Below are 23,933 nucleotides of genomic sequence, written 5' to 3'. Positions count from 1 at the left end.
CGATGAGCCAGGCGGCGCAGAACCTGAACTGGTTGATCACCAACTTCGTGGACAACACCCCCGGGGTGTCCCACACCGTGGTGGTCTCCGCCGACGGACTTCTTCTGGCGATGTCCGAGGGGTTCCCGCGTGACCGCGCCGACCAGTTGGCGGCGGTTGCTTCCGGGTTGACCTCGCTCACCGCGGGGGCGTCCCGGATCTTCGAAGGCGGTCATGTGAATCAGACCGTTGTGGAGATGGAGCGAGGATTCCTCTTCATCATGTCCGTCTCGGACGGCTCCTCCCTGGCCGTACTCGCACATCCGGAGGCCGACATCGGTCTGGTTGGGTACGAAATGGCCCTTCTGGTGGATCGTGCGGGCAGCGTCCTCACCCCGGACCTGCGCGCCGAGCTCCAGGGAAGTCTTCTCAACTAGCAATACAGACGGTGCGTTTCTCGTCACCGCACCATATGGTGCGGTGGCGCGGCTCCACAGGAACAGCGATCGGCAGTCGGAGGAGGAAACGTGGCAACACCCCCAGGCGGTTACCCCTACCACGGTGGACCGGGAGAATACGACCGGGACCGCTTCAACTTTCCCTCCACGCCCGGCAGACAGGTCCAGCAGCCCTACCGGCCGCAGCCCGAGCCGCCGTCACCGTACGACCAACCGCCCCGCATCATGCCCGTGCAGCCCCGCCAGGCTCCGGAGCCGCAGCGGGCGACCCACAATCCGCTGGTGCGCCCGTATGCGATGACCGGCGGCCGGACCCGGCCGCGTTACCAGCTCGCCATCGAGGCACTGGTCAGCACCACCACCGATCCGTCCCGGCTGCAAGGGCAGTTGCCCGAGCATCAGCGGATCTGCCGTCTCTGTGTCGAGATCAAGTCGGTTGCCGAGATCTCGGCGCTTCTCACGATTCCCCTCGGCGTCGCCCGGATCCTCGTCGCCGATCTGGCGGAGGCCGGTCTTGTCGCCATTCATCAGCCCGGTGGCGACGATGCCGCCGGCGGCCAGCCAGATGTGACACTGCTCGAAAGGGTGCTCAGTGGACTTCGCAAGCTCTAGCGGCGGTGCAGCCCGCTCCACTACCTCCGCGAAGATCGTGGTGGCAGGGGGCTTCGGCGTGGGCAAGACCACGTTCGTCGGCGCCGTCTCGGAGATCAACCCGCTGCGTACCGAGGCCGTCATGACGTCGGCCTCAGCAGGCATCGACGACCTCACGCACACCGGGGACAAGACCACCACGACGGTGGCCATGGACTTCGGCCGCATCACCCTGGACCAGGACCTCATCCTGTACCTGTTCGGCACCCCCGGCCAGGACCGCTTCTGGTTCATGTGGGACGACCTGGTCCGCGGCGCCATCGGCGCCGTCGTCCTGGTCGACACCCGCCGCCTCGCCGACTGTTTCCCGGCGGTCGACTACTTCGAGAACTCGGGCCTGCCCTTCGTCATCGCCCTCAACGGCTTCGACGGCCACCAGCCCTACACCCCCGACGAAGTCCGCGAAGCCCTGCAGATCGGCCCCGACACCCCCATCCTCACCACCGACGCACGCCACCGCGCGGACGCCAAGAGCGCGCTGATCACCCTCGTCGAGCACGCACTGATGGCACGCCTGCGGTAGACCCGCGCCCCCACAGCCGACGCGAAGGCCCGCGCTCACTACGGAGCGCGGGCCTTCGCGTCGGCGGGTACGGCCGCCGGATGAGCGGGCACCGTCGGGCGGGCGTGCTGGGCCGTCAGCCCTGCCAGGAGTGGGGTGCCCGGAAGCCCGGTGTCCGCTCCAGTCGTCGCCAGCCCGCCGTGGAGCGGACCGAGAAGGCGGGGATCCCGGCCTCCGGCCGGTTGCCGGCGCGGGCCAGCAGGATGGCGGTGATCGCGGCCAGTTCCTCCGGCTCCGCGTGGCCCTTCTCGACCCGCAGCAGCGAAGCGGTGGCGCCAGGTGTGGGGATGCTCAAGGGGTGTCTCCCGGTGACTTACTGGGGCGGGTTGCCGTGTTTGCGGGACGGCAGGTCGGCGTGCTTGGTCCGCAGCATCGCCAGCGAGGCGATGAGTACCTCACGGGTCTCGGCCGGGTCGATCACGTCGTCGATGAGACCGCGTTCCGCGGCGTAGTAGGGGTGCATCAGCTCGGCCTTGTACTCCTTGACCATGCGGGCACGCATGGCGTCGGGGTCCTCGGCCTCGGCGATCTGCTTGCGGAAGATGACGTTGGCGGCGCCCTCGGCGCCCATCACCGCGATCTCGTTGGTCGGCCAGGCGTAGGTGAGGTCGGCGCCGATGGACTGCGAGTCCATGACGATGTAAGCACCGCCGTAGGCCTTCCGCAGGATCAGCGAGATCCGGGGCACGGTGGCGTTGCAGTACGCGTAGAGCAGTTTCGCGCCGTGGCGGATGATTCCGCCGTGTTCCTGGTCCACGCCGGGCAGGAATCCGGGTACGTCCAGAAGAGTGACGATCGGGATGTTGAACGCGTCGCACATCTGCACGAAGCGGGCGGCCTTCTCGGACGCCTCGATGTCCAGTACCCCGGCCAGCGCCTGCGGCTGGTTGGCGACGATACCCACGACCTGGCCGTCCAGCCGGGCCAGCGCGCAGATGATGTTCCGCGCCCAGCGCTCATGGATCTCCAGGTAGTCGCCGTCGTCGACGAGCTCCTCGATCACCTGGTGCATGTCGTACGGGCGGTTCCCGTCGGCCGGGACCAGGTCCAGCAGCACCTCCGAGCGCCGGTCGACCGGGTCCTCACTGGGGTGCGCGGGCGGGTTCTCCCGGTTGTTCGACGGCAGCATCGAGATCAGGTACCGGACCTCGGCGAGACAGGTCTCCTCGTCGTCATAGGCGAAGTGCGCCACCCCCGACGTCTCGGCGTGCACATCCGCGCCGCCGAGCCCGTTCTGGGTGATCTCCTCACCGGTCACCGCACGGACCACGTCCGGGCCGGTGATGAACATCTGCGAGGTCTCGCGGACCATGAACACGAAGTCGGTCAGCGCCGGGCTGTAGGCCGCGCCGCCCGCGCACGGGCCGAGCATCACCGAGATCTGCGGGATCACCCCCGAGGCGCGGGTGTTGCGCTGGAAGATCCCGCCGTACCCGGCCAGCGCGGAGACGCCCTCCTGGATGCGGGCGCCCGCGCCGTCGTTCAGCGACACCAGCGGCGCACCCGCCGAGATCGCCATGTCCATGATCTTGTGGATCTTCGTGGCGTGGGCCTCACCCAGCGCCCCGCCGAAGATCCGGAAATCGTGCGCGTAGACGAAGACCGTCCGGCCCTCGACGGTCCCCCATCCGGTGATCACACCGTCGGTGTACGGCTTCTTGGCCTCCAGGCCGAACCCGGTCGCCCGGTGCCGGCGCAGCTGCTCGACCTCCTTGAACGATCCCGGGTCCACCAACAGCTCGATACGCTCCCGGGCGGTCAGCTTGCCCTTCGCGTGCTGGGCCTCCGTCGCCCGCTCGCTGGGCCCGCGGCGCGCCTGCTCGCGAAGCGCCAGCAGCTCGGCCACCCGGCCACGCGTGTCGGAGGGGTCACCCGCGGTCTCGTCCAAAACGGTCATGGATCGACCTTACGAACTCCACCAAGAAAAAACGCAGTGGACTTCGCACAGTCTCCTGACCAGTTTCCTGGCAGCCATGGACAGAAGACCCCTGCCGTTCAGCCTAAGTACCAGTCCAGGGCCGGTGTGCGTTGTGGAGGTCCTACAACACGTCAGCCGAGGGCTACCTCACAGCCATGGGTACCGCCTGCCGTCCCCGGGGTGATCCGCAGCCGCAGCGAGCGTCCGGTGGACAGCACCTGTACCGACGGGTCGGCGCTGACCACCCGGTGCACCGGGTGATTCCAGGTGATGTCCAGCGGCCGGCCGGTGCGGGGCGGCTCACTGATGTGCAGGGTGGCTGTGCGCCCGCTGCGCCTGAGCAGCACGCTCGCCGGTGCGGTGGCGGTGAGGGGGCCCACCGTACCGGCCTGCCAGAAGTTCGCCGCGGTCAGCCCCAGTGAGTGGATGGCGACGGACTGCTGCTCCGCGGTGTTGGCGAGGATCTCCAACCAGCCGCGGTCGGCTGCTCGGGCAGCCACTGTACGCCGGGCGGCGCCGGGCATCAGCAGGTACGCGTAGGCCGCGTCCGTCGGATCCGTGCCGTGGTCGAGCCAGAGGGTCTGGTAGGTCCGGGTCTGCCGTTCGGTGGAGCTGGTGGTGTTGATGTCGCTCCATGCCCCGGTGCGCGTGTCGCGCAGCGTGCGCAGGGTATCGGTGGCGCCGGGGAAGACCCAGCCGCCGTGCCCCTCCAGGTGCGCCCAGCGCGGGCGGTGGCCTTCGTCGACGGTGAGCGCACCGGTCCCCCCGGCGCCGAGATTGCGATTGTCGACGACCGTCTCGACCGGGACCCCGTCGGCAGCCGTGATCCCCGCGCCGAGACAGATCACGGCGTCTGCCGCGCAGAACCACGACTTGCGGGCCTGGAGGGTCGAGTTCAGCCCCTTCACGTGCTGGCCGACGGCCGCGAACTCTCCGTCGCTCGCCCCGCCCACCCACTGCACGGCGGGTTTGGCGGCGCCCCACTCGCCACCTGCCCGGTCGGCGAGTCGCTTGGTCGATACGGTCGTTCCGGGCAGCCGGTAGGGGTCGACGGTCGGCCAGAACCAGTCCGTGTACTGGTCGTTGGCCTGTGCGCCAGGCCACCAGTAGAGCATTCCGGCCCCGGTGTGCCAGCCGTGCGGGTTCTCACCGTTGCCGCACTCGTAGTACGAGATCCGTTCCGAACACATGGAGATGTTGGCGGCCCAGCCCGGACGCCGGTGCACCGCCCGGTCCATGGAAGCGAAGAGGCGGTGCCCGACCGGCTCGGGGGCCGGCGCCACCGCGGTGTCGGCAACCGCCTGGAGCCGGGACAGGTCCGCCACGCCGAACTGGGGCGACGTGAGAATCGGAGTCACCTTGTCCCGCTCGATCCAGCCCTTGATCATGCCCTGCCAGCGCAGTCGCTCGGCCTCGGACGCACCGCCTGCGATGACGGCCATGGCGGCGATCAGTGCCTTCCCGTGGAAGTGGTCGCTGCGCATCACGTGCTGGTCGTCGCTCTTGAGGTAACCCCGGCTGATCGCCCGGCCGTTGACGCTGTCCATCGCCAGGCCGTTGTAGATCATCGGTGCGTAGGCGTGCTCGACGCTGTCGAGGATGATCTGCCGGTTCGGATCGGTGACGGCCCAGCTGGAGCCGGCGAGCAGGGTGAAGAGCCTGCCCAGACCGTCGAGCATGACCTGTCCGTACGTACCGGAGTAGGCGATCGACGTGTGCTGGATGAAGGAGCCGTCGGTGTAGAGCCCGTCCCCCGTGACCACGTAAGGGAAGACCGGGGACAGCGCGTCGCGGGCCAGCGCGATCTTCTCCGGTGCGCGCCCGTTGACGCCCCGCATGGCGACCGAGCGGCAGAGGTCGACGCGGTTGGCGCCGGTCGACGTCCCCGAGTAGTCGGCGAGGACCGAGTCGGGGATGAAGTGGTCGACGGCCGCGCAGGCCTGCTGGATCTGCGCGTCGCTGAGCCGGTCGTACAGCGCGGTGACCAGGTCCATCAGCAGCCGGGGGCTGCCGATCTGCCATTCCCACCAGTTACCGTACGGCTTGGTCGTGGGGCGGTAGATCGTCGCGGCGAGGTGGTCCATCCCGGCGATGACGTCGGCGAGTAGCCCCGCGTCGCCGGTGAGGCCGGTGCCGTCCTGCAGACAGGCCTGGGTCATCGTCCACAGCCGGCTGTAGCTCTGGGTGATTCCGGACGGCGGATCGAACGGGTAGTCCGCCCACAGCGAGTTGGCCGCCGGGGCCATGGAGTCCCGGAACGAGGTGGCGAGTTCGCCGGTCGCCCTGAGCCGTGTCGCATACGGCTCGGTGGACGCGTCGTAGCCCGTACCGAGCGAGAGGTCCAGCCACCGGGCCCGCAGCGCCGCGTACGCGTCGTCGCCCGCAGCCGCCGCCGATCCCGGGGCGGCTGCGGCCTGCGACACGGCGCCGAGGGTGAGGATGCCTGCCCCCGCCGTGGCGAGGAAGGTACGGCGGGACCAGTGGCTGGACCACGGGGGCAGCAGGGGCACAGCGGACTCCTGGGGACGCAGGGGCGACGATCGGCTACCGCCGGTCTAGCAGCGGCACCGGGGCCTGATCAATGGTCCGAACACCGGATTTAGAAAGCGCTTGCCAGTCCACGCCTCCCGAAGTTGTTGAATTTTGAACGAGAGGGGTCTATGGTGGCTGTCATTGAAGGTTAAACAACCTTGCCGGTCGCCACCCGGGCCGCCCAACAACCTACGGAGGAGCCATGGCTCTGTTCAACCGCAGCAACCCGACCGCCGAGGCCACTGCCACCACTCCCGAGGTGGACCCCGCACTGGCCGCGCTCTCCGGTGACTACACGATCGACGCGGCGCACAGCAGCATCGGTTTCGTCGTCCGGCACGCCATGGTCACCAATGTCCGCGGCTCCTTCGCCGAGCACGAGGGCCGACTGCACCTCGACGGCGCCGACCCGGCCAACTCCACTGCGGTCATTGACGTCAAGATCGAGAGCATCGACACCGGTATGGCGGACCGCGACGGCCATCTGCGCAGCGGCGACTTCTTCGACGCCGAGCAGTTCCCGCACATGAGGTTCCGCTCGACGCACGCCGAGTACCTGGGCGGCGACAAGTACCGGATGACGGGCGACCTGTCCATCAAGGACGTCACCAAGCCGCTCGCCATCGACCTCGAGTTCAACGGCGCGGCCACCGACGTGTACGGCAACCAGCGCGTCGGCTTCGAGGGCACTGCCGCGATCCTGCGCTCCGACTGGGGTCTGACCTGGAACGCCGCGCTGGAGACCGGTGGCGTCATGGTCAGCGACAAGGTCAAGCTCACCTTCGACATCTCGGCGATCAGGTCTGCCTGACACCGGGCCACCTGTCACCCGGCACAAGAAGGTGGGGCGGCGCTCCCGAGGGAGTGCCGCCCCATGCTGTCCGGGGACGCGGGTCAGGCCGCGCGGTAGGCCGCTGTCAGCTTGGCGATCGCTCCCTTCAGGTCGCCGGTCAGCAGCAGATGGTCCGCCTCGGCGAACGGCTTGGACGAGGCGGCGGTGATGTGGTCGCCGATCTTCTGCTGGACGATCCGGCGGGCCGCCGTTGCCATGGCCCGCCCCGCGGGCGAGTCGGCCTTCACCAGGTGTGCGGCCAGCGACAGTACGGTCAGGGCGGCTTGGCCGCCGTGCGGGACCGGCTCCCGTGTGGTGAGACCCCAGCCGAACGGGAACTGCGGGTCGTACGTCGCGTCGCCGACGTTGATCGGCAGCTGCGATTCCGACTTGGGCCAGGTCAGCGGCAGTTGGCCGGTGAACGGCTGCTTCCCGTACAGCACGTCGGCGACGCCGTCGCCCTCCGTGCCGGGCAGCCAGGAGGCGACGAGCGCGTCGATGTCGCCGAGCCGGTCCCCGATGAGCTGCGGGCGGCCCGAGACGATCAGCACCGCGCACTTCATCGCGGCGCAGACCTTGTCCACCGCCGCCTTGTCGGCCGGGGTGAGTTCCAGGTCGTTGCCGTTGCCGACGTCACCGACGCCCTCCGCGTACGGGGTCTCGCCGACGACCACGACGCCCACGTCGTAACCGTCCGTGGAGGCCGAGGCGTCCTTGGAGTAGGTCACCGACGAGGCGTCCTTCTTCATGCCGTCCAGGATGGTCGTGCCGGTGGTGATGTCGCCGGACGACCCCTGCCAGGAGACGGTCCAGCCGCCCGCCTGGTTACCGATGTCGTCGGCGTTGGAACCCGCCACGTACACCTTCTGCGAGGACTTGAGCGGCAGCACGCCGCCCGCGTTCTTCAGCAGGACCTGGGACTTGGCGGCGGCGTCACGGGCGGCCGCGCGGTGCTCGGGCGAGCCGATCCGGCCGGCGTTCGAGGTGTCCGCGTACGGCTTCTCGAAGAGGCCGAGCTGGAACTTCTGGGTCAGGATGCGGGAGACCGCGTCGTCGATGCGGGACTGCGGGATGCGGCCCGCGGCTGCTTCGCTCTCCAGGGTCGAGGTGAAGTTCTTGTAGTTGGTCGGGACCATGATCATGTCGAGTCCGGCGTTGATCGACGTACGGACGTCGCTCGCGTAGTCGCCGGGGATCTGGTCGATCGCCGCGTAGTCGCTGATCACGAAGCCCTTGAAGCCCATTTTCTCCTTGAGGACGCCGTTGATCATCGCCGCATCGGCGTGCATCTTCACTGCGGGCTTGCCGTCGCCGATGATGTCGAGCGAGGAGTAGGACGGCATCACGGTGCCGATACCGCGTTTGACCGCGTCGCCGAAGGGCGCCAGGTGGACGGCTTCCAGCTCGTGCCGGGTGACCTTGGTGACGCCCTGGTCGATGGTGTACGAGCCGGTGGTGGACGAGCCGTACTCGGTGCCGCCGTCACCCACGAAGTGCTTCGCGGTGGCCAGCACCTTGTCGTTGCGGTCCAGGTCCTTGCCGGAGGCGGCGCCCTGCATGCCCTGAATCACCGTCTCCATGGAGGAGACCAGGGCCGGGTCCTCGCCGAAGGACTCGTAGGTGCGGCCCCAGCGCTCGTCGCGCGAGACGCACAGGCAGGGCGCGAAGTCCCATGGGATGCCGGTGGCCCGGACTTCGGACGCGGTGACCGCGCCCTCCTTCTCGGCGACCGAGGGGTCACGGGTCGCGCCGATGCCGATGTTGTGCGGGAAGATCGTCGAGCCGACCACGTTGTTGTGGCCGTGCACCGCGTCCACCCCGTAGATCAGCGGAATCTGGAAGCGGGTCGCCTGGGCGCGCAGCTGGTAGCCGTCGACCATCCTGGCCCAGGCTGCGGGGGTGTTGGGGGTGGGTACCGAGCCGCCGCCGGAGAGCAGCGAGCCGAGGCCGTAGGACGCGATGTCGCCCTGCGAGGAGAGCGCGTTGCGCTCCGCCTGGGTCATCTGACCGGCCTTCTCCTCGGGTGACATCCGGGAGAGCAGGTCGGCGACCCGCTTCTTCACCGGCAGCCGGGGATTGAGGTACGGGAGTCCGTGGGCGTCGATGACGACCTGCGGGGTCTCCGTGGGGGCCTTGGCTCCCGTGACCGTGAGCTTGACCGGGATGGTCTCGGCCGGTTCGGCGGCCTTGTCTTTCGTGGTGGTGACCGTGACGGTCTGCGACGCGCCCGACGGCGTTCCGGCGGGGAAGGTCACCGTGCCGGAGACCGGCGGGTAGTCTGTGCCGGATTCGGCGGTGCCACCCTCGGTGGTGTAGTCGACGGTGACGGGCTCGGTGATCGGTGCGGACGCCGTGGTGGCCAGCCCGATCTTCACGGCGGCGCTGCCGCCCTCCTTGACCGGGTAGACCGCCGCGTCGGTCGTCACCTTCGCCGAGAGCGCCGGGTCGGCCTTTCCGTACAGCTCGACGTCGTCCATCGCGAACCGGCCCTTGACGCCGGTGGGCAGCGTGAGTGCGTATCCCCACATCTCGTTGAGGCCGAGTACCTGGTCGATGCCGCCGACCGGCTGGTAGTCGGTGCGGTAGGTGAAGTCCGCGAACGGGATCTCGACCTGGTGCCATCCCTCCCAGTCGTCGGTGAAGGACGTGGTCCACAGCTCGGACGCCTCGCCGTTGGCGCCGCCGTCCTTGATCTCGAAGGAGATCTTCCTGCCGGAGCCGGGCGGCAGCGGCGCGGTGTTCTGGCCGTACCACCAGAAGCGGATGCCCTTGCCGGCCGACCAGTCGTGGGCGGGTTCGGCGGCCGCGAAGTCGTGCGAGAAGCCGCCGTATCCGCTGATGTCGTAGGAGCCTTCGAGGACCTTGGCGCCCTCGGGGGCGTCGCTGCGGTCCGTCAGCGCCAGAGTGGGGCTGTCGTCACTGTCGCCGCCCCAGGTGAAGATGCCGTCGGCGGGCTGACCGGCGAAGGGCACCTCACCCTCGAAGCGGTCGACAGGCACCGGGGCAGGGTCGTCGGCTGCGGCGCTCGCCCCCGCTCCGGCGAACGGCAGCAACGCGGCGAGTACGGCGGCTGCGGCGAGCGCCGCGGTTCTGGGTCTCGCTCCTGTACGTGTCCGGGCACGAGGCACTTACGGCTCCTTGGTAGCAGGGAGAACGTGCGGGAAGGCTTGCGGGGACGAGCTACTGGGTCGCGCCGTTCCTGGTGAGGCGGACGGTGTCGCGGTACCACTTGGCGCTGTCCTTGAGGGTGCGCTCCTGGGTGGCGTAGTCGACGCGGACGATGCCGAAGCGCTTGTCGTAGCCGTAGGACCACTCGAAGTTGTCCATCAGCGACCAGGCGAAGTAGCCGCGCACATCAGCTCCCTGGGCGCGCGCGGCAGCCACCGCGTCGATGTGGTCGGCGAGATAGGTGGTGCGGTCCGCGTCGTGCACCGCACCGTCCTCGGCGACGGTGTCCGCGAAGGCCGCGCCGTTCTCGGTGATCACGGTCGGCAGGTGGTAGTCGTCCTCCAGGCGCAGCAGGAGTTCGGTGAGTTCGGACGGGATGATCTCCCAGCCCATGCCGGTACGCGGCAGATCCCGCTCCACCGCCCGGGTGACGGGCCGCCCGTCTGCGTCCACCGGTGAACCGTTCTCGTCGGCGCCGGAGAAGAGGGTTCCCCGGTAGAAGTTGACGCCGAGGACGTCCAGTGGTGTGGAGATCGCCTCCAGGTCACCGTCCTGCACCGGCAGTCGGTTGCCCGTGGCTGCCAGGTCGTCGAGCACGTCCTCGGGGTATCGGCCGTACACGATGGGGTCCAGATAGAGCCGTCTGCCGAGTCCATCGGCCCGCCGGCACGCTTCGCGGTCGGCCTCGCTGTCGGTCTCGGGGGTGGCGGTGCCGAGGTTGAGGGTGATGCCGAGTTCGAGGGGATGGTCTCCCGCTGCGCCCCGCAGACACCGCGCGGCGAGTCCGTGGCCGAGCAGCAGGTGGTGTACGGCATCCAGCGCCTGGCCGAAGTCCTTGCGGCCGGGGGCCTGGACACCGTAGGCGTAACCGAGCATGGCGGAGCACCAGGGCTCGTTCAGCGTGGTCCAGTGGGTGACCCGGTCGCCCAGCGCGTCGTAGGCGAGCTGGGCGTACTCGGCGAAGCGGTACGCGGTGTCGCGGGCGGGCCAGCCCCCGGCGTCCTCCAACTCCTGCGGGAGGTCCCAGTGATAGAGGGTGATCCACGGGGTGACGCCCTTGGCGTCCAGCTCGTCGATCAGCCGCTTGTAGAAGTCGAGGCCCCGCTGGTTCGCGGGCCCGCGACCGCCGGGCTGGATGCGTGGCCAGGCGAGTGAGAACCGGTAGGTGTCGACCCCGAGGTCGGCGATGAGCTGCACATCCTCGGGCATCCGGTGGTAGTGGTCGCAGGCGACGTCACCGTTCTCACCGCGCACCACCGCGCCGGGCACCCGGCAGTAGGTGTCCCAGATCGAAGCGGTCCTTCCGTCCTCGGCGGCCGCGCCCTCGATCTGGTAGGCCGCCGTGGCGACACCCCAGCGGAAATCGGCGGGCAGACCGGTGACCGCCCTGGGGGTGATCGAGCGGGCGTAGGCCTGGGGGGTGATGAGCTTCATGAGTCTCCTGAGATGGGTGCCGGGCACGGGCCCGGCAACGAATCGGGCCGGAGCCCGGAGAGCAACGACTGCCCGTGGGCGGGCAGGAACCGATCCGACGGAAACCGGGCCGCGGTCACCTCACCCCCGTCGGCGCTGTGTGATGCAGCCAGCACGCCACCGTGCGGGGCTGAGCCGTCTCACCGGCCGGCCGCGTGAGCATCGGCACCCGGCTCGTACAAGGATCGAACGCCTGGGGGCAGCGGGGGTGGAACGCGCATCCGGCCGGCATCGCCGCCAGGTGCGGCGGTGATCCGGGGATTCCGGCGAGTTCCCGGCGCGGACCGTGCAGAGCGGGGAACGAGTGCAGCAGTCCGTCACTGTACGGATGTCGTGCGTCCCGGTAGATGTCGGCTGCGCCGGCCTCCTCGACGATGCGGCCGCCGTACATGATCGCGATGCGGTCGGAGAACTCGATCAGCAGCGATATGTCGTGCGTGATGAAGACGACGGAGAAGCCCAGTTGTTCGCGCAGCTTGACCAGTTGGCGCAGGATCTGGCGCTGCATGACGACATCGAGGGCTGTCGTCGGCTCGTCCATGATCACGATCTCCGGCTCCAGGGCCAGCGCCATCGCGATCATCACCCGCTGCCGCATGCCACCGGAGAGCTGGTGTGGATAGGCGCCGAGCCGGTCCGCCGATATTCCGACCAGGGCGAGCAACTCCCTGGCGCGGTCGGTACGTTCGACCCGCTTCATCTCGGGGCGGTGCGCCTTGAGTACGTCCGTGAGCTGGCTGCGGACCGTGTGCACCGGGTTGAGCGAGTTCATCGCGCCCTGGAAGACGATCGACAGCTCGGCCCACCGGAAGCCCCGCAGTTCGGGGGCGGAGAGCGACAGGATGTCGATCTTCTCGCCGTCGCGCCGGTGGTAGTGGACATCGCCCCCGGTGATGACGCCCGGCGGTGACAGCAGCCGGGTCACCGCGTAGGCCAGCGTGGACTTGCCCGACCCCGACTCCCCTGCCAGACCCAGTACTTCACCCCGGTGCAGGGTGAGGTCGATGGCGCGCAGCGCGTGCACGGCGTCGTCGCCGGTGCCGTAGTCGACATGGAGGTCGCTGATGGTGAGGACGGGCTCGCTCATGAGCTGGGCTCCTTGTCGTGTGTGGCGCGCACCGTGGGCGCGACGGGATCAGGTTCGGGCCCGGGCACGGCCGGGCCGGACGACCGACCGTCGTGCGTACCGCGCACGACGGGCGTGAAGCCGACCCGCATCCGCACGTGCTTCGTCGCGCCGGTCTCCGTACGCAGGCGCGGGTTGACGAATTCGTCTATGCCGAAGTTGATCAGCGCGAGCGACATGCCGAGCAGCGCGATGCACAGCCCGGCGGGCACGAACCACCACCAGGCGCCCTGGGCCAGGGCCTGGCTGGACTGGGCCCAGAAGAGGACGGTCCCCCAGTTCCAGTCGGAGATGTCGGCGACGCCGATGAAGGCGAGGGTGATCTCGGAGAGGATGGCGAAGATGACCGTGCCGACGAAGCCGGAGGCGATGACGGCGGTCAGGTTCGGCAGGATCTCGAAGAGGATGATCCGCCAGGTGGACTCCCCGGTGGCGCGGGCCGCCTCGACGTAGTCCCTGCGGCGCAGCGACAGGGTCTGGGCGCGCAGCACCCGCGCCCCCCAGGCCCATGAGGTCAGGGCGATGACACCGGCGATGAGCAGGTCGCCGGCGTCGGAGACGAAGCTGGCGATGATGATGATCAGCGGCAGTCCCGGGATGACCAGGAAGACATTGGAGAGCGCCGAGAGGAGCTCGTCGGCGACTCCTCCGAGAAAGCCGGCACTGACCCCGATCAGCACCGAGAACACCGTCGCGAAGATCCCGGCGATGAACCCCACCACCAGCACGCCGCGGGTGCCGACCAGGATCTGCGAGAGCACGTCCTGGCCGGTCTGGGTGGTGCCGAACCAGTGGGCGCCGGAGGGTGATTGCAGGATCGCGTTGCTCATCTTGTCCGGGTCGTACGGCGCGAGCCACGGACCGGCGATGGCGAGCAGCACGAAGAAGGCCAGGATGGCCAGTCCGACGACGGTCTTGCGGCCCCGCAGGAAGCGGAGCTTGCGCTTGTTGGGCGCCGGGGTGTCGGTCGCGTCGAGCACGGCGACCTCGGCAGCGGTGACGGCCATGTCCCTCAGGCCTCCCTTCGGGTGCGGGGGTCGAGGACCATGTAGATCACGTCGGCGAGCAGGTTCGCCGCGAGGACCGAGAGCGTGATGATCAGAAAGACGCCCTGCATGAGCGGATAGTCCTTGGCGCCGACGGCCTGGAAGAGCTGGAAGCCGATGCCCGGATAGGAGAAGACCATCTCCACCAGGAGGGTGCCGCCGACGATGAAGCCGAGCGAGAGCGCGAATCCGGAGATGTTGGGGAGGATCGCATTGCGGGCGGCATAGCTGAACATCACCCGTCGCTCCGGGAGCCCCTTGGCCTGGGCGACCATCACGTAGTCCTCGGAGGACACCGTCACCATCATGTTGCGCATGCCGAGGATCCAGCCGGCCACCGCGCTGAGCACGATGGTGAGTCCGGGCAGAGCCGCGTGGTAGAGCGCGCTGGAGACGAACGGCCAGTCGAAGGCGGGGACCAGCGAGGGGTCATAACCGCCGGCCGCCGGGAACCACGGCCACTTGACCGCGAACAGCGCGATGGCGATCAGGCCGAGCCAGAAGTACGGGATGGCGGAGATGAAGGTGGTGACCGGCAGCAAGCTGTCCATCCAGGAGCCGCGCCGCCAGCCGGAGAAGACGCCGATACCGGTACCCAGCAGGAAGCTGATCAGTGTGGTGACGCCGACGAGTGCCAGGGTCCAGGGCAGCGACTGCGCGATGACGTCGCTCACCGGTGTCGGGAAGAAGGTGAAGGAGAGTCCGAGGTCGCCGTCGAGCAGATGCGACCAGTAGCTGGTGTACTGCTGCCAGAGCGTCTGGTGCTTGTCGAGACCGAAGAGCGCCCGGAGCGAATCGATGGCCTTGGTGTCGAGCTGGCCCTGGAAGCGGGCGATCAGGGACTGCACGGGGTCGCCGGGCATCAGCCGCGGGATGAAGAAGTTGATGGTGATCGCTGCCCAGGCGGTGACGGTGTAGAAGGCGAGCCGTTGCAGCAGATACTTCACTTGTCCGTCGCCTCCTTCGTACCGGTCGCCTCGGTGGTGACGGTCGTATCTGCGTACAGCCAGCAGGCCGCCCACTGGCCGTCGTCGAGGTCGAAGCGCGGCGGCAGTTCGGTGCGGCAGCGCTCCATCGCCCGGGGGCAGCGGGGGTGGAAGCGGCAGCCGGCCGGCGGGGCGATGAGCGAGGGAGGCTCGCCGCTGCCGGACTCCTGCTGCTCCTCCGGCGCGACGGCCCGGTCCGGGTCGGGTGCCGATGCGATGAGCAACTGGGTGTAGGGATGGGCGGGGTGCTGGGTGACGGTCTCGCTGTCACCGCCCTCGACGATGCGGCCCGCGTACATCACCAGGGTGGTGTCCGCGAAGTAGCGGGCCGACGCGATGTCGTGGGTGATGTAGAGGATGGCGAGGTGCAGCCGGTCCTTGAGGTCTTTGAGCAGGTTGAGGACACCGAGACGGATCGAGACGTCGAGCATCGACACCGGTTCGTCGGCGAGCAGTACCTGCGGATCGGCGCCCAGCGCGCGGGCGATGGCCACGCGCTGGCGCTGACCGCCCGACAGCTCGTGCGGGAACTTGTCCAGGAACCGCTGGGGAGGCGTGAGCTGTACGCGTTCGAGCAGAGCCGTCAGTCCGGCTTCGAGTTCCGCTTCGCCGCTGCCCGCCCTGCCGTGGATCTTCAACGACCTGGCGAGGTGGTAGCGCACGGTGTGCACCGGGTTCAGCGAGGCGAAGGGGTCCTGGAAGATCAGCTGGACCTGGCGTACGTATCTGCGGAAGGACCGGCCGCTTCCGGCCTTCACCGCCTTGCCCGCCAGGTGGATCTCGCCCCCGGTGAGCGGATACAACTGCGCGAGCAGCCTGGCGACGGTGGACTTACCGGAGCCCGACTCCCCCACCAGGGCCGTGACGGTGCCGCGCCGGAGCTGCAGCGAGACATCGTCGACGGCGTGGACGGCGCGCTGCCTGCGGGCGAGGAGATCACCGCCGTTGTGCCGGACCCGGAAGTGCTTGGAGACTCCGCGCGCCTCGAGCACGATGTCACGCGCGACGTCATGCGCCGGTGGCACTGTTTCGGTCTGTTCGGTCATGGCCGGTCCCCGTGTTACTTGGCGGGCTTGAGGTGCAGCACGACGTCCAGCGCGTTCGGCTGGGTGGGCTGCGGCGGGCCGTACGGGTCGGATTCGGTGGGCCAGCCCACCCAGTTCCTGGTGGAGTACTCGGCCCCGATGGGTGCGGCCGCGGTGGGCACCATCGGCGCCTGGTCGACCATGATCTTCTGCAGCGTGTTCATGGCCGTGGTGCGGATCGCATCGGTCGTCGCGTTGGCGTACTCCTTGAGCGCCTTCGTCGCTTCCGGGCTGTCGAAGCGGCCGAAGTTGCCGAGCGGCGAAGACTTGCCGACGGGCTGGAGCAGGGCGCCGTCCATGATGTTCTGGTACATGTCGTAGGGCGTCGGACCACTGTTGGTCCAGTGCAGTACGGCGTCGAAGTTGCCGTTGGAGACGTCGGCGGTCCAGGCGTCGGCGGTCTGGGTCTTCACCGCGGCGTCGATTCCGAGCTGCTTGACGTTGTCCTTGATGATCGACAGACCGGTGATGTAGTCGTTCCAGCCGGCCGGGTCGCTCATCGTCAGCTTGACGGCCTTGCCGCTCGGGTCCTTTAGCACACCGCCGTTGAGCTTGAACCCGGCGTTGGACAGCAGCTTCTTGGCCCCCGCGAGGTCGGGCTTCGTGGTGGCGTCCTTGTACTCCGGCGCCAGGAAGGAAGCACCGGCGGGCAGCGGAATACCGGTCGGGTTGGTTATCTCCGGGTAGAGCGTCGACTCGGCCTGGACGTAGATCGCCTTGCGGTCGATGACCATCGCCATGGCCTTACGCAGCGCCGGGTTGTCGAACGGCTTGCGGGCGGTGTTGAACCACAGTCCGTGGATGCCGAGCCCGGAGGGGAACCACAGCTTGTTGTTCTCGGGGTCCTTGGCGACGTACAGCTTCTTGTAGTCCGGCATGAAGACGAAGGACCACTCTGACTTGCCGCCGGCCAGCGCCGTGGTCTGCGCGCTGTTGTCGTTGTACGACGTGTAGCGCAACTCCTTGACCTGCGTCTTGCCCTTCCAGTAGGTGGGCGCCGCAGTGAGCGTCGTGGTCTGCGGGGTGAACGACTTGAGGACGTACGGGCCGGAACCGATCGGCTTGCGGTTGGCGAAGGTCGCCGGGTCCTTGACCGTGGACCAGATGTGCTGGGGGACGACGAAGGTGTTGACGATCTTGTTCTGGTTGACGAACTGCGATTCCTTGAAGGTCAGCACGACCTTGTCGCCCTGGGCCTGGATGCCGTCGTAGGGGATCGCGTTGCCGTTGAGCGCCTTGTTCTTTTTGATCAGGTTGAAGGTGAAGGCCACGTCCTGGGCGGTGAGCGGCTTGCCGTCGGACCACTTGGCCCTGGCGTCGATGGTGAAGGTGACCTTGGTGAAGTTGGACTCCCACTTCCAGGCGGAGGCCAGCCAGGGCTGGCCCTTCTCGCTGGGGCGGATCCCGTTCGTCATGACCAGCGGCTCATAGATCTGGAAGCGGTAGCCGAGCGAGGCGCCGGCCGACGTGCCCAGGAACGGGTTGCTGTTGTCGGTCTGCGGTCCGTTCGGCATGCCGATGGTGAGGACCCCCGATGCGGCGCCCGCCCCGCCCTTCGAGTTGTTCTTGCTGTTGGCGTCTGAGCAGCCTGCGGCAAGCGCGGCCACGGCTATCGCTGCGGCGAGCGCCCGGAATTTCCGGTTCGGCCTGATTACGGACATGGCGACTCCATCGAGGGACTGCGAAGGGAGGGAGATGAAGGAGGAAGGTTCGAGGCTTTAAGGCGCCGAGCTGCGGACGACCAACTCGGTGGGCAGCACGACCGGTTCGGCCGGCGTGGGCACCCCGCCGAGGTGCCCGAGCAGCATCCGCGCCGCCGTCTCGCCCATCCGCCGGGTGGGCTGGCGGACGGTGGTGAGCGGGGGCACGGTGTGCTCGGCCATCGGGATGTCGTCGAATCCCACGACAGCCACGTCGTCGGGAACGCTCCGGCCCGCGGCACGCAACGCCCGCAGCGCCCCGGCGGCGCTGATGTCGTTGTGCGCGAAAACCGAGTCGAAGGCGGTACCGGACGCGATGAGTTCCTCGACCGCGCGGTAGCCGACCGGTTCCGTGAAGTCGCCCGTGGCGACGATGGCTCCAGGCTGCAGGGCACAGAACCCGGCGCTGCGTTCCCGCGTGCACCCGAAGTGCAGCGGGCCGGTGATGACCAGGGGCTTTGTGCGTCCGGCGGCCAGCAGATGGCGGGCGGCGGAAGCTCCTCCCTCGCGGTTGGTGGTCACGACGGAGGGGAATTCCGGGTGGTGCCCCCGGTCGTCGATCAACACGACCGGCAGCCCTTTTCGGTGCAGTTCGGTGATGCGGTGCAGCGTGTTCTCGGGTTCGACGACAAGGAGCCCGTCGAAGGCACGGGCCGAGACCTGGCCGATGAAGTGCTCCACCGACTCGGCGCCCCGGCTGACCGTGAAGAGCAACAGCCCGTAGCCCGCCGCCTCCACGGTGTCGACGACTCCCTGGAGCACCTCGGCCATCCAGGGCCAGGCGAGCGAGGGCACCAGCATGCCCACCGTCCGGCTGTTCCCGCGGGCCAGACCGACGGCCCCCGAGCTCGGTACGTAACCCAGCTGGGCGATCACCTCCCGAACCCGGGCGGCAGTCGAACCGTCCACCTCGCCCTTGGTGTTGATGACCCGTGAAACGGTCGTCTTGCTGACGCCGGCCTCACGGGCGACATCGGCGATGGTGACACGCATCGGGCCTCCACGACGAGGTCGGCGGTGGTCTGCGGACGAAGGTCCGGTACCGGTTCCGGAACCGGTACCGGCGTTGAGGCGTGAGTAAAGCCCACGCCCGTAGTGCCGTCAATACTTCACACCGAGATTGGTCCGGACCGGAGTTCGGCGCAGGCAGGAGCCGTCATTCCTTCAGGATGTGAACACCCAGCCCTTGACGCGAGCACGTAACCGCGGTTCACTCACGCGGTGCGCCCGGCGCAACCGGGACAGCCATCTACTCGTCGGCGGGCAAGACCTCCGCCACCTTCACCTGGTCCGGCGTACGGGCTGAGGGCCGGGGCCGGGGGACGCGCCCCCGCTCCCGGCCCCCACCCACCGGCTCACGGCCTACTCCGCCGGTTCGACACCCGCCCGCAGCAGACCGTAGGTGTACGCGTCCTCCAGCGACTGCCAGGAGGCGGCGATCACGTTCTCCGCGACCCCCACCGTCGACCACTCGCCCTGGCCGTCACTCGTGGTGATCAGCACCCGGGTGGTGGAGTCCGTGCCGTGCTTGCCCTCCAGGATGCGAACCTTGTAGTCGGTCAGCTGCAGCTTCGCGAGCTGCGGATAGATCCGCTCCAGCCCGACCCGCAGCGCCCGGTCCAGCGCGTTGACCGGGCCGTTGCCCTCCGCGGTCGCCACGATGCGTTCGCTCTTCGCCCACAGCTTCACGGTCGCCTCGTTCGCATGCGTACCGTCGGGGCGGTCCTCGACGATCGCGCGCCACGACTCAATACGGAAGTAGCGCCGGGCCCTGCCCTCGGCCTCCTCCCGGAGCAGCAGCTCGAAGGACGCGTCGGCGGCCTCGTAGGTGTAGCCCTGGAGCTCCCGCTCCTTCACCCGCTCGACGACCCGGCCGACCAGCTCGCGGTCACCGCCCAGGTCGATGCCCAGTTCCTTGCCCTTGAGCTCGATGGACGCGCGGCCCGCCATGTCGGAGACCAGCATCCGCATGGTGTTGCCGACCTGCTCGGGGTCGATGTGCTGGTAGAGGTCGGGGTCGACCTTGATCGCGGAGGCGTGCAGACCGGCCTTGTGCGCGAAGGCGGACACCCCCACGTACGGCTGGTGCGTGGAGGGCGTGAGGTTCACGACCTCGGCGATGGCGTGCGAGATCCGGGTCATCTCGGCCAGTGCGCCCGCCGGGACGACCTGCTTGCCGTACTTCAGCTGCAGGGCGGCCACGACCGGGAAGAGGTTGGCATTGCCGACGCGCTCGCCGTAACCGTTCGCCGTGCACTGCACGTGGGTAGCGCCCGCGTCCACCGCGGCAAGCGTGTTGGCCACGGCGCAACCGGTGTCGTCCTGAGCATGCATGCCGAGCCGGGCACCGGTGTCGGCGAGGACGGTGGCGACCACGGCCTGGATCTGGGCAGGGAGCATCCCGCCGTTGGTGTCGCAGAGGATGACCACGTCGGCGCCCGCCTCGGAAGCGGCCCGCACCACGGACTTCGCGTACTCCGGGTTCGCCTTGTAACCGTCGAAGAAGTGCTCGCAGTCGACGAAGACCCGGCGGCCCTGCCCCACCAGGTAGGAGACCGAGTCCCGCACCATGGCGAGGTTCTCCTCGAGGGTGGTGCGCAGCGCCAGCTCTACGTGACGGTCGTGGGACTTGGCCACCAGGGTGATCACCGCGGCGCCGGAGTCCAGCAGCGCCTTGACCTGGGGGTCGTCCTCGGCGCGGGTCTTCGGCCGGCGGGTGGCCCCGAAAGCGACCAGTTGCGCGTGCTTGAATTCGATCTCCTGCTGGGCGCGGGCGAAGAACTCGGTGTCCCGCGGGTTCGCCCCCGGCCAGCCGCCCTCGATGAACCCGACGCCGAAGTCGTCCAGGTGCCGGGCGATCGTCAGCTTGTCCGAGACGGTGAGGTTGATGCCTTCGCGCTGAGCGCCGTCGCGCAGCGTGGTGTCGAAGACATGGAAGCTGTCGTCCGTGGCCTTGTCGTCTGTGGTCATGCTGATCTGGCTCCTGTCGGGTGGGTGGATCCCGGAATGTCTGGCTCCACTTGCCCCCATCTTCGCGCGCACCTCGCTCCTGGCCGAGGTGGGGCCTGGAAACGAAAAAACCCCTCGCGGGTGCGAGAGGTTAGCGCGCGGGTCTGGGGCACGGTGGCCGCGCCGTACATGGTGATACGGGAGCGGTCACTGCGGACCGGCGCGCCTGCTGCCGATAATCATGGCGAACGAGGACACGGTGGCAGTCTGCCACATGGGGGGCGGGGGGTGGAGGGGGTCTCACGATGCGGTCGGGGGGTGCCCGGATCCGGGGCTCAGCCCCGGACCCCGGTCCTCAATCTCCCCCGGCTACCGCTGGGAGGGGCCCCGGGAGCAGGGGCGTGAGCTACGCCGGGGCGCGGGACGGCGCGGGTGCCGTGCCCGGAACCCGCTCCGCACGGTTCAGGTCGATGTCCCGCGTCTCTCGCATCGTGAGATACACCACCAGCGAAACCGCCGCGCACCCCGCCACGTACCAGTAGAACCCCGACTCCACCCCCGCCTTCTTGAACCACAGCGCCACGTACTCCGCCGTACCGCCGAAGAGCGCGTTGGCGAGGGCATACGGCAGCGCGACCCCCAGCGCCCGGATCCCCGTCGGGAACAGTTCGGCCTTCACGCACGCGTTGATCGACGTGTATCCGGTGACGATGACCAACGCGAGGATCGCCAGGCCGAGGGCCGGCCAGAAGGTCCCCGCGTGCTTGAGCATCGTCATGATCGGCACGGTCAGAAACGTCGAGCCCACCGCGAAGGTGATCAGCATCGGCCGCCGCCCGATCCGGTCGGAGAGCATGCCGGCCAGCGGCTGGAGACACATGAACAGGAACAGCGCGCAGAAGCTCACCAGCGAGGCGGTCGGCTTGGCCATACCGGCGCTGGAGGAGAGAAACTTCGTGAGGTAGGTGGTGTACGTGTAGTACGCGACCGTGCCGCCCATGGTCAGCGCCATCACCAGGAACGCCTCCCGCCGGTGGGCCCACAGCACCTTGAGGGTGCCGCGGTTTTCGTCCACCGCGGCGCCGGACTCCGCGTACACCTCGGTCTCCAGCATGGAGCGCCGCAGATAAAAGACGATGCCGGCGCCGACCGCCCCCACGATGAACGGGATCCGCCAGCCCCAACTGTGCAGCGCGTCGTCGGACATGATGCGCTGCAGCGTGATCTGCAGGCCCAGGCCCACGAGTTGGCCGGCGGTCATCGAGACGTACTGGAAGCTGGAGGCGAATCCCCGCTTCGCGGGGGCCGAGGCCTCGGTGAGGTAGGTCGCGCTGGCCGCGTACTCGCCGCCGACCGACAGTCCCTGGAGCAGCCTGGCGACCAGCAGGACGGCGACGCCGCCGTATCCCGCGACCTGGTAGGTGGGCGCGATCGCGATCAGGATCGCGGAGGCCGACATCAGGGTGACCGTGAGGGTCAGCGCGGCCTTGCGGCCCCGGCGGTCGCCGATACGGCCGAGCAGCCAGCCGCCGACCGGCCGCATGAAGAAGCCGACGGCGAAGATGCCCATGGTGTTCATCAGGTTCGCGGTCTCGTTCCCTTTCGGGAAGAACGCGTCAGCGAAATACACCGCGAAGGTGGCATACACGAACCAGTCGAACCACTCGACCATGTTGCCGGCGGAGCCGACCCAGATTTTCTTCCACTGCTCTCGTCCCATGGTCGTCCACGGTGACGGAACGGCCCGACGCGCCACAAGAGGCCCTATGGCTACGATCAAGGGTACTTGCGTGCGTTGCGTTCACGGCTCGGCGTCAGCCGAGCGCCTCGTCGATGAAGTCACGGACATGGGCCAGCACTTGCTCCCGGTCGGAGCCGGGCAGAGCCATCGCGACATGGGTACTGAAGCCGTCGAGCAGGGCACGTATCCGCGTCGCGAACCGTTCCGCGTCGACGGCCCGCAGTTCACCGCGGGACGCGCCCTCGACCAGCAGGGCGACCAGGTCGCGGTGCCAGGACAGCTCGATGTCGAGCAGCCTGGCCCGGGTGTCGTCGTCGACGCCGTGTGCCCGGTTCCACAGCTCCAGCCAGAGCGACCAGTGCGGGTCGCGGGGGCCGGCGGGAATGTAGAGGTCGACGAAGGAGTCCAGCCGCTCGCGGACCGGGACCTGCCGGGCGAGCGCCGAGCGGCGGTCCATCCCGAGCTGCTCCTCGCTCCACTCCAGTGTTTGCAGCAGCAGCTCGTCCTTGGTGCGGAAGTAGTACAGGAGGTGCCCGCTGCTCATCCCGACCTCGCGGCCGAGCCCGGCCATGGTGAGCTTTTCCAGGCCGCGCTCGGCGATGCTCGCCATGGCGGCGGCCAGCACGCTCTCGCGGGGCGGGGCGTTCTTGCGCGCGCGGGCCGCCGGTTCGTTCATGGGGCCCAGAATATGGGGTGCCCGGGGCGGCCCGGCATCAGCGCACCACGGGTTGCTGCTGCGTGATGCAGTGGATCCCGCCCCCGCCGGCGAAGACCGTACGGGCGTCCACCTGCACCACCGTCCGGTCGGGGAAGAGGCCGCGGAAGATCTCGGCCGCCGTGTCGTCCCGAGGATCGTCGAACGAGCAGAGCACCACGCCGCCGTTGCAGAGGTAGTGGTTGATGTAGGAGTAGTCCGCCCATGTCCCGTCGACCTCGAGGACGGTCGGCGCGGGCACCTCCACCACCTCCAGTGGGCGTCCCTTCGCGTCCTTCTCCGACCTGAGCAGGTCCACGATCTGCCGGCAGATCTCGTGGTCGGGGTGGGCCGGGTCGGGCTGGGTGTGCGCGACCACCACGCCGGGCCGGACGAACGCAGCGACGATGTCCACATGACCGCGGGTCCCGAACTCCCCGTAGTCACCGCTGAGTCCGCGTGGCAGCCAGATCGCCCTGGTGGTGCCGAGCCGCGCGTGGATCTCCGCCTCGACCTGCTCGCGCGTCCAGTGCGGGTTGCGCTCCGGGCCGAGCTGGACGGTGTCGGTGAGCAGCACCGTACCCTCGCCGTCGACGTGGATGGCGCCGCCCTCGTTGACCAGCTCCGAGGTGAAGGTGCGGGCGCCGGCCAGGTCGCTGACGGCGGCGCCGATCTTCGCGTCGTGTTCCCAGCGGGCCCATTCCTGCGCGCCCCAGCCGTTGAACGTCCAGTCCACCGCGGCGAGTTCGGTGCCGTCGGTGAGGAAGGTCGGGCCGATGTCGCGCATCCAGGCGTCGTCGAGTTCGCGCTCGACCAGTTCGATGCCGGCGCCGAGCAGGGCGCGGGCGCCGGCCGATTCGCCGACCCCCACCACCATCGTCACCGGTTCGAAGCGGCGGACGGCGCGCGCCACGGCCGCCCAGGCCCGGCGCGCCTCGGCCAGGCCGACCGCGTCGTCGAAGGTGGGGTTGGGGCCCGGCCAGGCCATCCAGGTGCGTTCGTGCGGGGCCCACTCGGGGGGCATACGGAACAT

19 protein-coding genes are annotated in these 23,933 nt (G+C 68.8%); 4 read left to right on the top strand and 15 right to left on the bottom strand.

Annotated elements, in window-relative coordinates:
* The first annotated feature begins 2 nt into the window (after nucleotides 1-2).
* The 3 genes from AB0436_RS20380 (at nucleotide 3) to AB0436_RS20370 (ending at nucleotide 1,611) form a co-directional block, all read left to right on the top strand.
* Nucleotides 3-416 (top strand): roadblock/LC7 domain-containing protein, encoded by a 414-nt coding sequence (locus AB0436_RS20380; protein WP_164260062.1) that lies wholly within the window; start codon nucleotides 3-5, stop codon nucleotides 414-416.
* Nucleotides 417-506: 90 nt separating this feature from the next.
* On the top strand, nucleotides 507-1,049 hold the full coding sequence (locus tag AB0436_RS20375; protein ID WP_366469307.1) for a DUF742 domain-containing protein: 543 nt from the start codon (nucleotides 507-509) through the stop codon (nucleotides 1,047-1,049).
* The gene (locus AB0436_RS20370; protein WP_014048542.1) at nucleotides 1,030-1,611 is read left to right on the top strand and encodes an ATP/GTP-binding protein; all 582 of its coding nucleotides are present in this window, start codon (nucleotides 1,030-1,032) and stop codon (nucleotides 1,609-1,611) included. The genes AB0436_RS20375 and AB0436_RS20370 overlap by 20 nt, the downstream gene beginning before the upstream one ends.
* Before the next feature lie 115 nt (nucleotides 1,612-1,726).
* On the opposite strand, the gene AB0436_RS20365 is transcribed toward AB0436_RS20370, so the two are convergent.
* From AB0436_RS20365 to AB0436_RS20355, 3 genes are all read right to left on the bottom strand, one after another.
* Nucleotides 1,727-1,945: an acyl-CoA carboxylase subunit epsilon gene (locus AB0436_RS20365; protein WP_366469305.1), complete on the bottom strand. Its 219-nt coding sequence runs from the start codon at nucleotides 1,943-1,945 to the stop codon at nucleotides 1,727-1,729.
* Between the two features lie 18 nt (nucleotides 1,946-1,963).
* Nucleotides 1,964-3,547, bottom strand: coding sequence for an acyl-CoA carboxylase subunit beta (locus AB0436_RS20360; protein ID WP_366469304.1), 1,584 nt, complete (start codon nucleotides 3,545-3,547; stop codon nucleotides 1,964-1,966).
* 152 nt (nucleotides 3,548-3,699) lie between these two features.
* Complete coding sequence (locus AB0436_RS20355) at nucleotides 3,700-5,991, bottom strand: polysaccharide lyase 8 family protein (RefSeq protein WP_366469439.1); 2,292 nt, start codon at nucleotides 5,989-5,991, stop codon at nucleotides 3,700-3,702.
* Between the two features lie 311 nt (nucleotides 5,992-6,302).
* On the opposite strand from AB0436_RS20355, the gene AB0436_RS20350 reads away from it, so the two are divergent.
* Nucleotides 6,303-6,911, top strand: coding sequence for a YceI family protein (locus AB0436_RS20350; protein WP_366469303.1), 609 nt, complete (start codon nucleotides 6,303-6,305; stop codon nucleotides 6,909-6,911).
* Between the two features lie 83 nt (nucleotides 6,912-6,994).
* Here AB0436_RS20350 and AB0436_RS20345 read toward each other — a convergent pair whose 3' ends face one another.
* The 12 genes from AB0436_RS20345 to AB0436_RS20290 form a co-directional block, all read right to left on the bottom strand.
* Nucleotides 6,995-10,060, bottom strand: a complete 3,066-nt coding sequence (locus AB0436_RS20345; protein WP_366469302.1) for a glycoside hydrolase family 3 N-terminal domain-containing protein — start codon at nucleotides 10,058-10,060, stop codon at nucleotides 6,995-6,997.
* 52 nt (nucleotides 10,061-10,112) lie between these two features.
* The gene (locus AB0436_RS20340) at nucleotides 10,113-11,534 is read right to left on the bottom strand and encodes a GH1 family beta-glucosidase (RefSeq protein WP_366469301.1); all 1,422 of its coding nucleotides are present in this window, start codon (nucleotides 11,532-11,534) and stop codon (nucleotides 10,113-10,115) included.
* Nucleotides 11,535-11,649: 115 nt separating this feature from the next.
* Nucleotides 11,650-12,660 (bottom strand): ABC transporter ATP-binding protein, encoded by a 1,011-nt coding sequence (locus AB0436_RS20335; RefSeq protein ID WP_366469300.1) that lies wholly within the window; start codon nucleotides 12,658-12,660, stop codon nucleotides 11,650-11,652.
* Nucleotides 12,657-13,706 carry an ABC transporter permease gene (locus tag AB0436_RS20330; protein WP_366469299.1) on the bottom strand — a complete coding sequence of 350 codons (1,050 nt, stop codon included), beginning with the start codon at nucleotides 13,704-13,706 and terminating at the stop codon, nucleotides 12,657-12,659. The genes AB0436_RS20335 and AB0436_RS20330 overlap by 4 nt, the downstream gene beginning before the upstream one ends.
* Before the next feature lie 5 nt (nucleotides 13,707-13,711).
* The gene (locus AB0436_RS20325; protein WP_366469298.1) at nucleotides 13,712-14,692 is read right to left on the bottom strand and encodes an ABC transporter permease; all 981 of its coding nucleotides are present in this window, start codon (nucleotides 14,690-14,692) and stop codon (nucleotides 13,712-13,714) included.
* Nucleotides 14,689-15,777, bottom strand: coding sequence for an ABC transporter ATP-binding protein (locus tag AB0436_RS20320; RefSeq protein ID WP_366469297.1), 1,089 nt, complete (start codon nucleotides 15,775-15,777; stop codon nucleotides 14,689-14,691). The genes AB0436_RS20325 and AB0436_RS20320 overlap by 4 nt, the downstream gene beginning before the upstream one ends.
* Before the next feature lie 14 nt (nucleotides 15,778-15,791).
* Nucleotides 15,792-17,477: an ABC transporter substrate-binding protein gene (locus tag AB0436_RS20315; RefSeq protein ID WP_366469296.1), complete on the bottom strand. Its 1,686-nt coding sequence runs from the start codon at nucleotides 17,475-17,477 to the stop codon at nucleotides 15,792-15,794.
* A 57-nt stretch (nucleotides 17,478-17,534) separates the two neighbouring features.
* Nucleotides 17,535-18,509, bottom strand: a complete 975-nt coding sequence (locus tag AB0436_RS20310) for a LacI family DNA-binding transcriptional regulator (RefSeq protein WP_366469295.1) — start codon at nucleotides 18,507-18,509, stop codon at nucleotides 17,535-17,537.
* Between the two features lie 369 nt (nucleotides 18,510-18,878).
* Complete coding sequence (gene cimA, locus AB0436_RS20305) at nucleotides 18,879-20,486, bottom strand: citramalate synthase (protein ID WP_366469294.1); 1,608 nt, start codon at nucleotides 20,484-20,486, stop codon at nucleotides 18,879-18,881.
* Between the two features lie 385 nt (nucleotides 20,487-20,871).
* Nucleotides 20,872-22,185 (bottom strand): MFS transporter, encoded by a 1,314-nt coding sequence (locus tag AB0436_RS20300; RefSeq protein ID WP_366469293.1) that lies wholly within the window; start codon nucleotides 22,183-22,185, stop codon nucleotides 20,872-20,874.
* Between the two features lie 94 nt (nucleotides 22,186-22,279).
* Nucleotides 22,280-22,882, bottom strand: coding sequence for a TetR/AcrR family transcriptional regulator (locus AB0436_RS20295; protein WP_366469292.1), 603 nt, complete (start codon nucleotides 22,880-22,882; stop codon nucleotides 22,280-22,282).
* Nucleotides 22,883-22,919: 37 nt separating this feature from the next.
* A complete protein-coding gene (locus AB0436_RS20290) occupies nucleotides 22,920-23,933 on the bottom strand; it encodes an agmatine deiminase family protein (RefSeq protein ID WP_366469291.1) in 1,014 nt (337 codons plus the stop codon).

Origin of the sequence: Streptomyces sp. NPDC051322, from assembly GCF_040689485.1 — a bacterium.
GTDB lineage: Bacteria > Actinomycetota > Actinomycetes > Streptomycetales > Streptomycetaceae > Streptomyces.
This window is presented reverse-complemented; position numbering and strand designations above follow the sequence as displayed.

What these genes read in the sequence shown, in the direction of transcription:
- AB0436_RS20380 (WP_164260062.1), top strand. Translation starts at nt 3, where the DNA reads ATGAGCCAGGCGGCGCAGAACCTGAACTGGTTGATCACCAACTTCGTG.
- AB0436_RS20360 (WP_366469304.1), bottom strand. Translation starts at nt 3,547, where the DNA reads ATGACCGTTTTGGACGAGACCGCGGGTGACCCCTCCGACACGCGTGGC.
- AB0436_RS20350 (WP_366469303.1), top strand. Translation starts at nt 6,303, where the DNA reads ATGGCTCTGTTCAACCGCAGCAACCCGACCGCCGAGGCCACTGCCACC.
- AB0436_RS20340 (WP_366469301.1), bottom strand. Translation starts at nt 11,534, where the DNA reads ATGAAGCTCATCACCCCCCAGGCCTACGCCCGCTCGATCACCCCCAGG.
- AB0436_RS20335 (WP_366469300.1), bottom strand. Translation starts at nt 12,660, where the DNA reads ATGAGCGAGCCCGTCCTCACCATCAGCGACCTCCATGTCGACTACGGC.
- AB0436_RS20330 (WP_366469299.1), bottom strand. Translation starts at nt 13,706, where the DNA reads ATGGCCGTCACCGCTGCCGAGGTCGCCGTGCTCGACGCGACCGACACC.
- AB0436_RS20320 (WP_366469297.1), bottom strand. Translation starts at nt 15,777, where the DNA reads ATGACCGAACAGACCGAAACAGTGCCACCGGCGCATGACGTCGCGCGT.
- AB0436_RS20315 (WP_366469296.1), bottom strand. Translation starts at nt 17,477, where the DNA reads ATGTCCGTAATCAGGCCGAACCGGAAATTCCGGGCGCTCGCCGCAGCG.
- AB0436_RS20310 (WP_366469295.1), bottom strand. Translation starts at nt 18,509, where the DNA reads ATGCGTGTCACCATCGCCGATGTCGCCCGTGAGGCCGGCGTCAGCAAG.
- cimA (WP_366469294.1), bottom strand. Translation starts at nt 20,486, where the DNA reads ATGACCACAGACGACAAGGCCACGGACGACAGCTTCCATGTCTTCGAC.
- AB0436_RS20300 (WP_366469293.1), bottom strand. Translation starts at nt 22,185, where the DNA reads ATGGGACGAGAGCAGTGGAAGAAAATCTGGGTCGGCTCCGCCGGCAAC.
- AB0436_RS20295 (WP_366469292.1), bottom strand. Translation starts at nt 22,882, where the DNA reads ATGAACGAACCGGCGGCCCGCGCGCGCAAGAACGCCCCGCCCCGCGAG.
- AB0436_RS20290 (WP_366469291.1), bottom strand. Translation starts at nt 23,933, where the DNA reads ATGTTCCGTATGCCCCCCGAGTGGGCCCCGCACGAACGCACCTGGATG.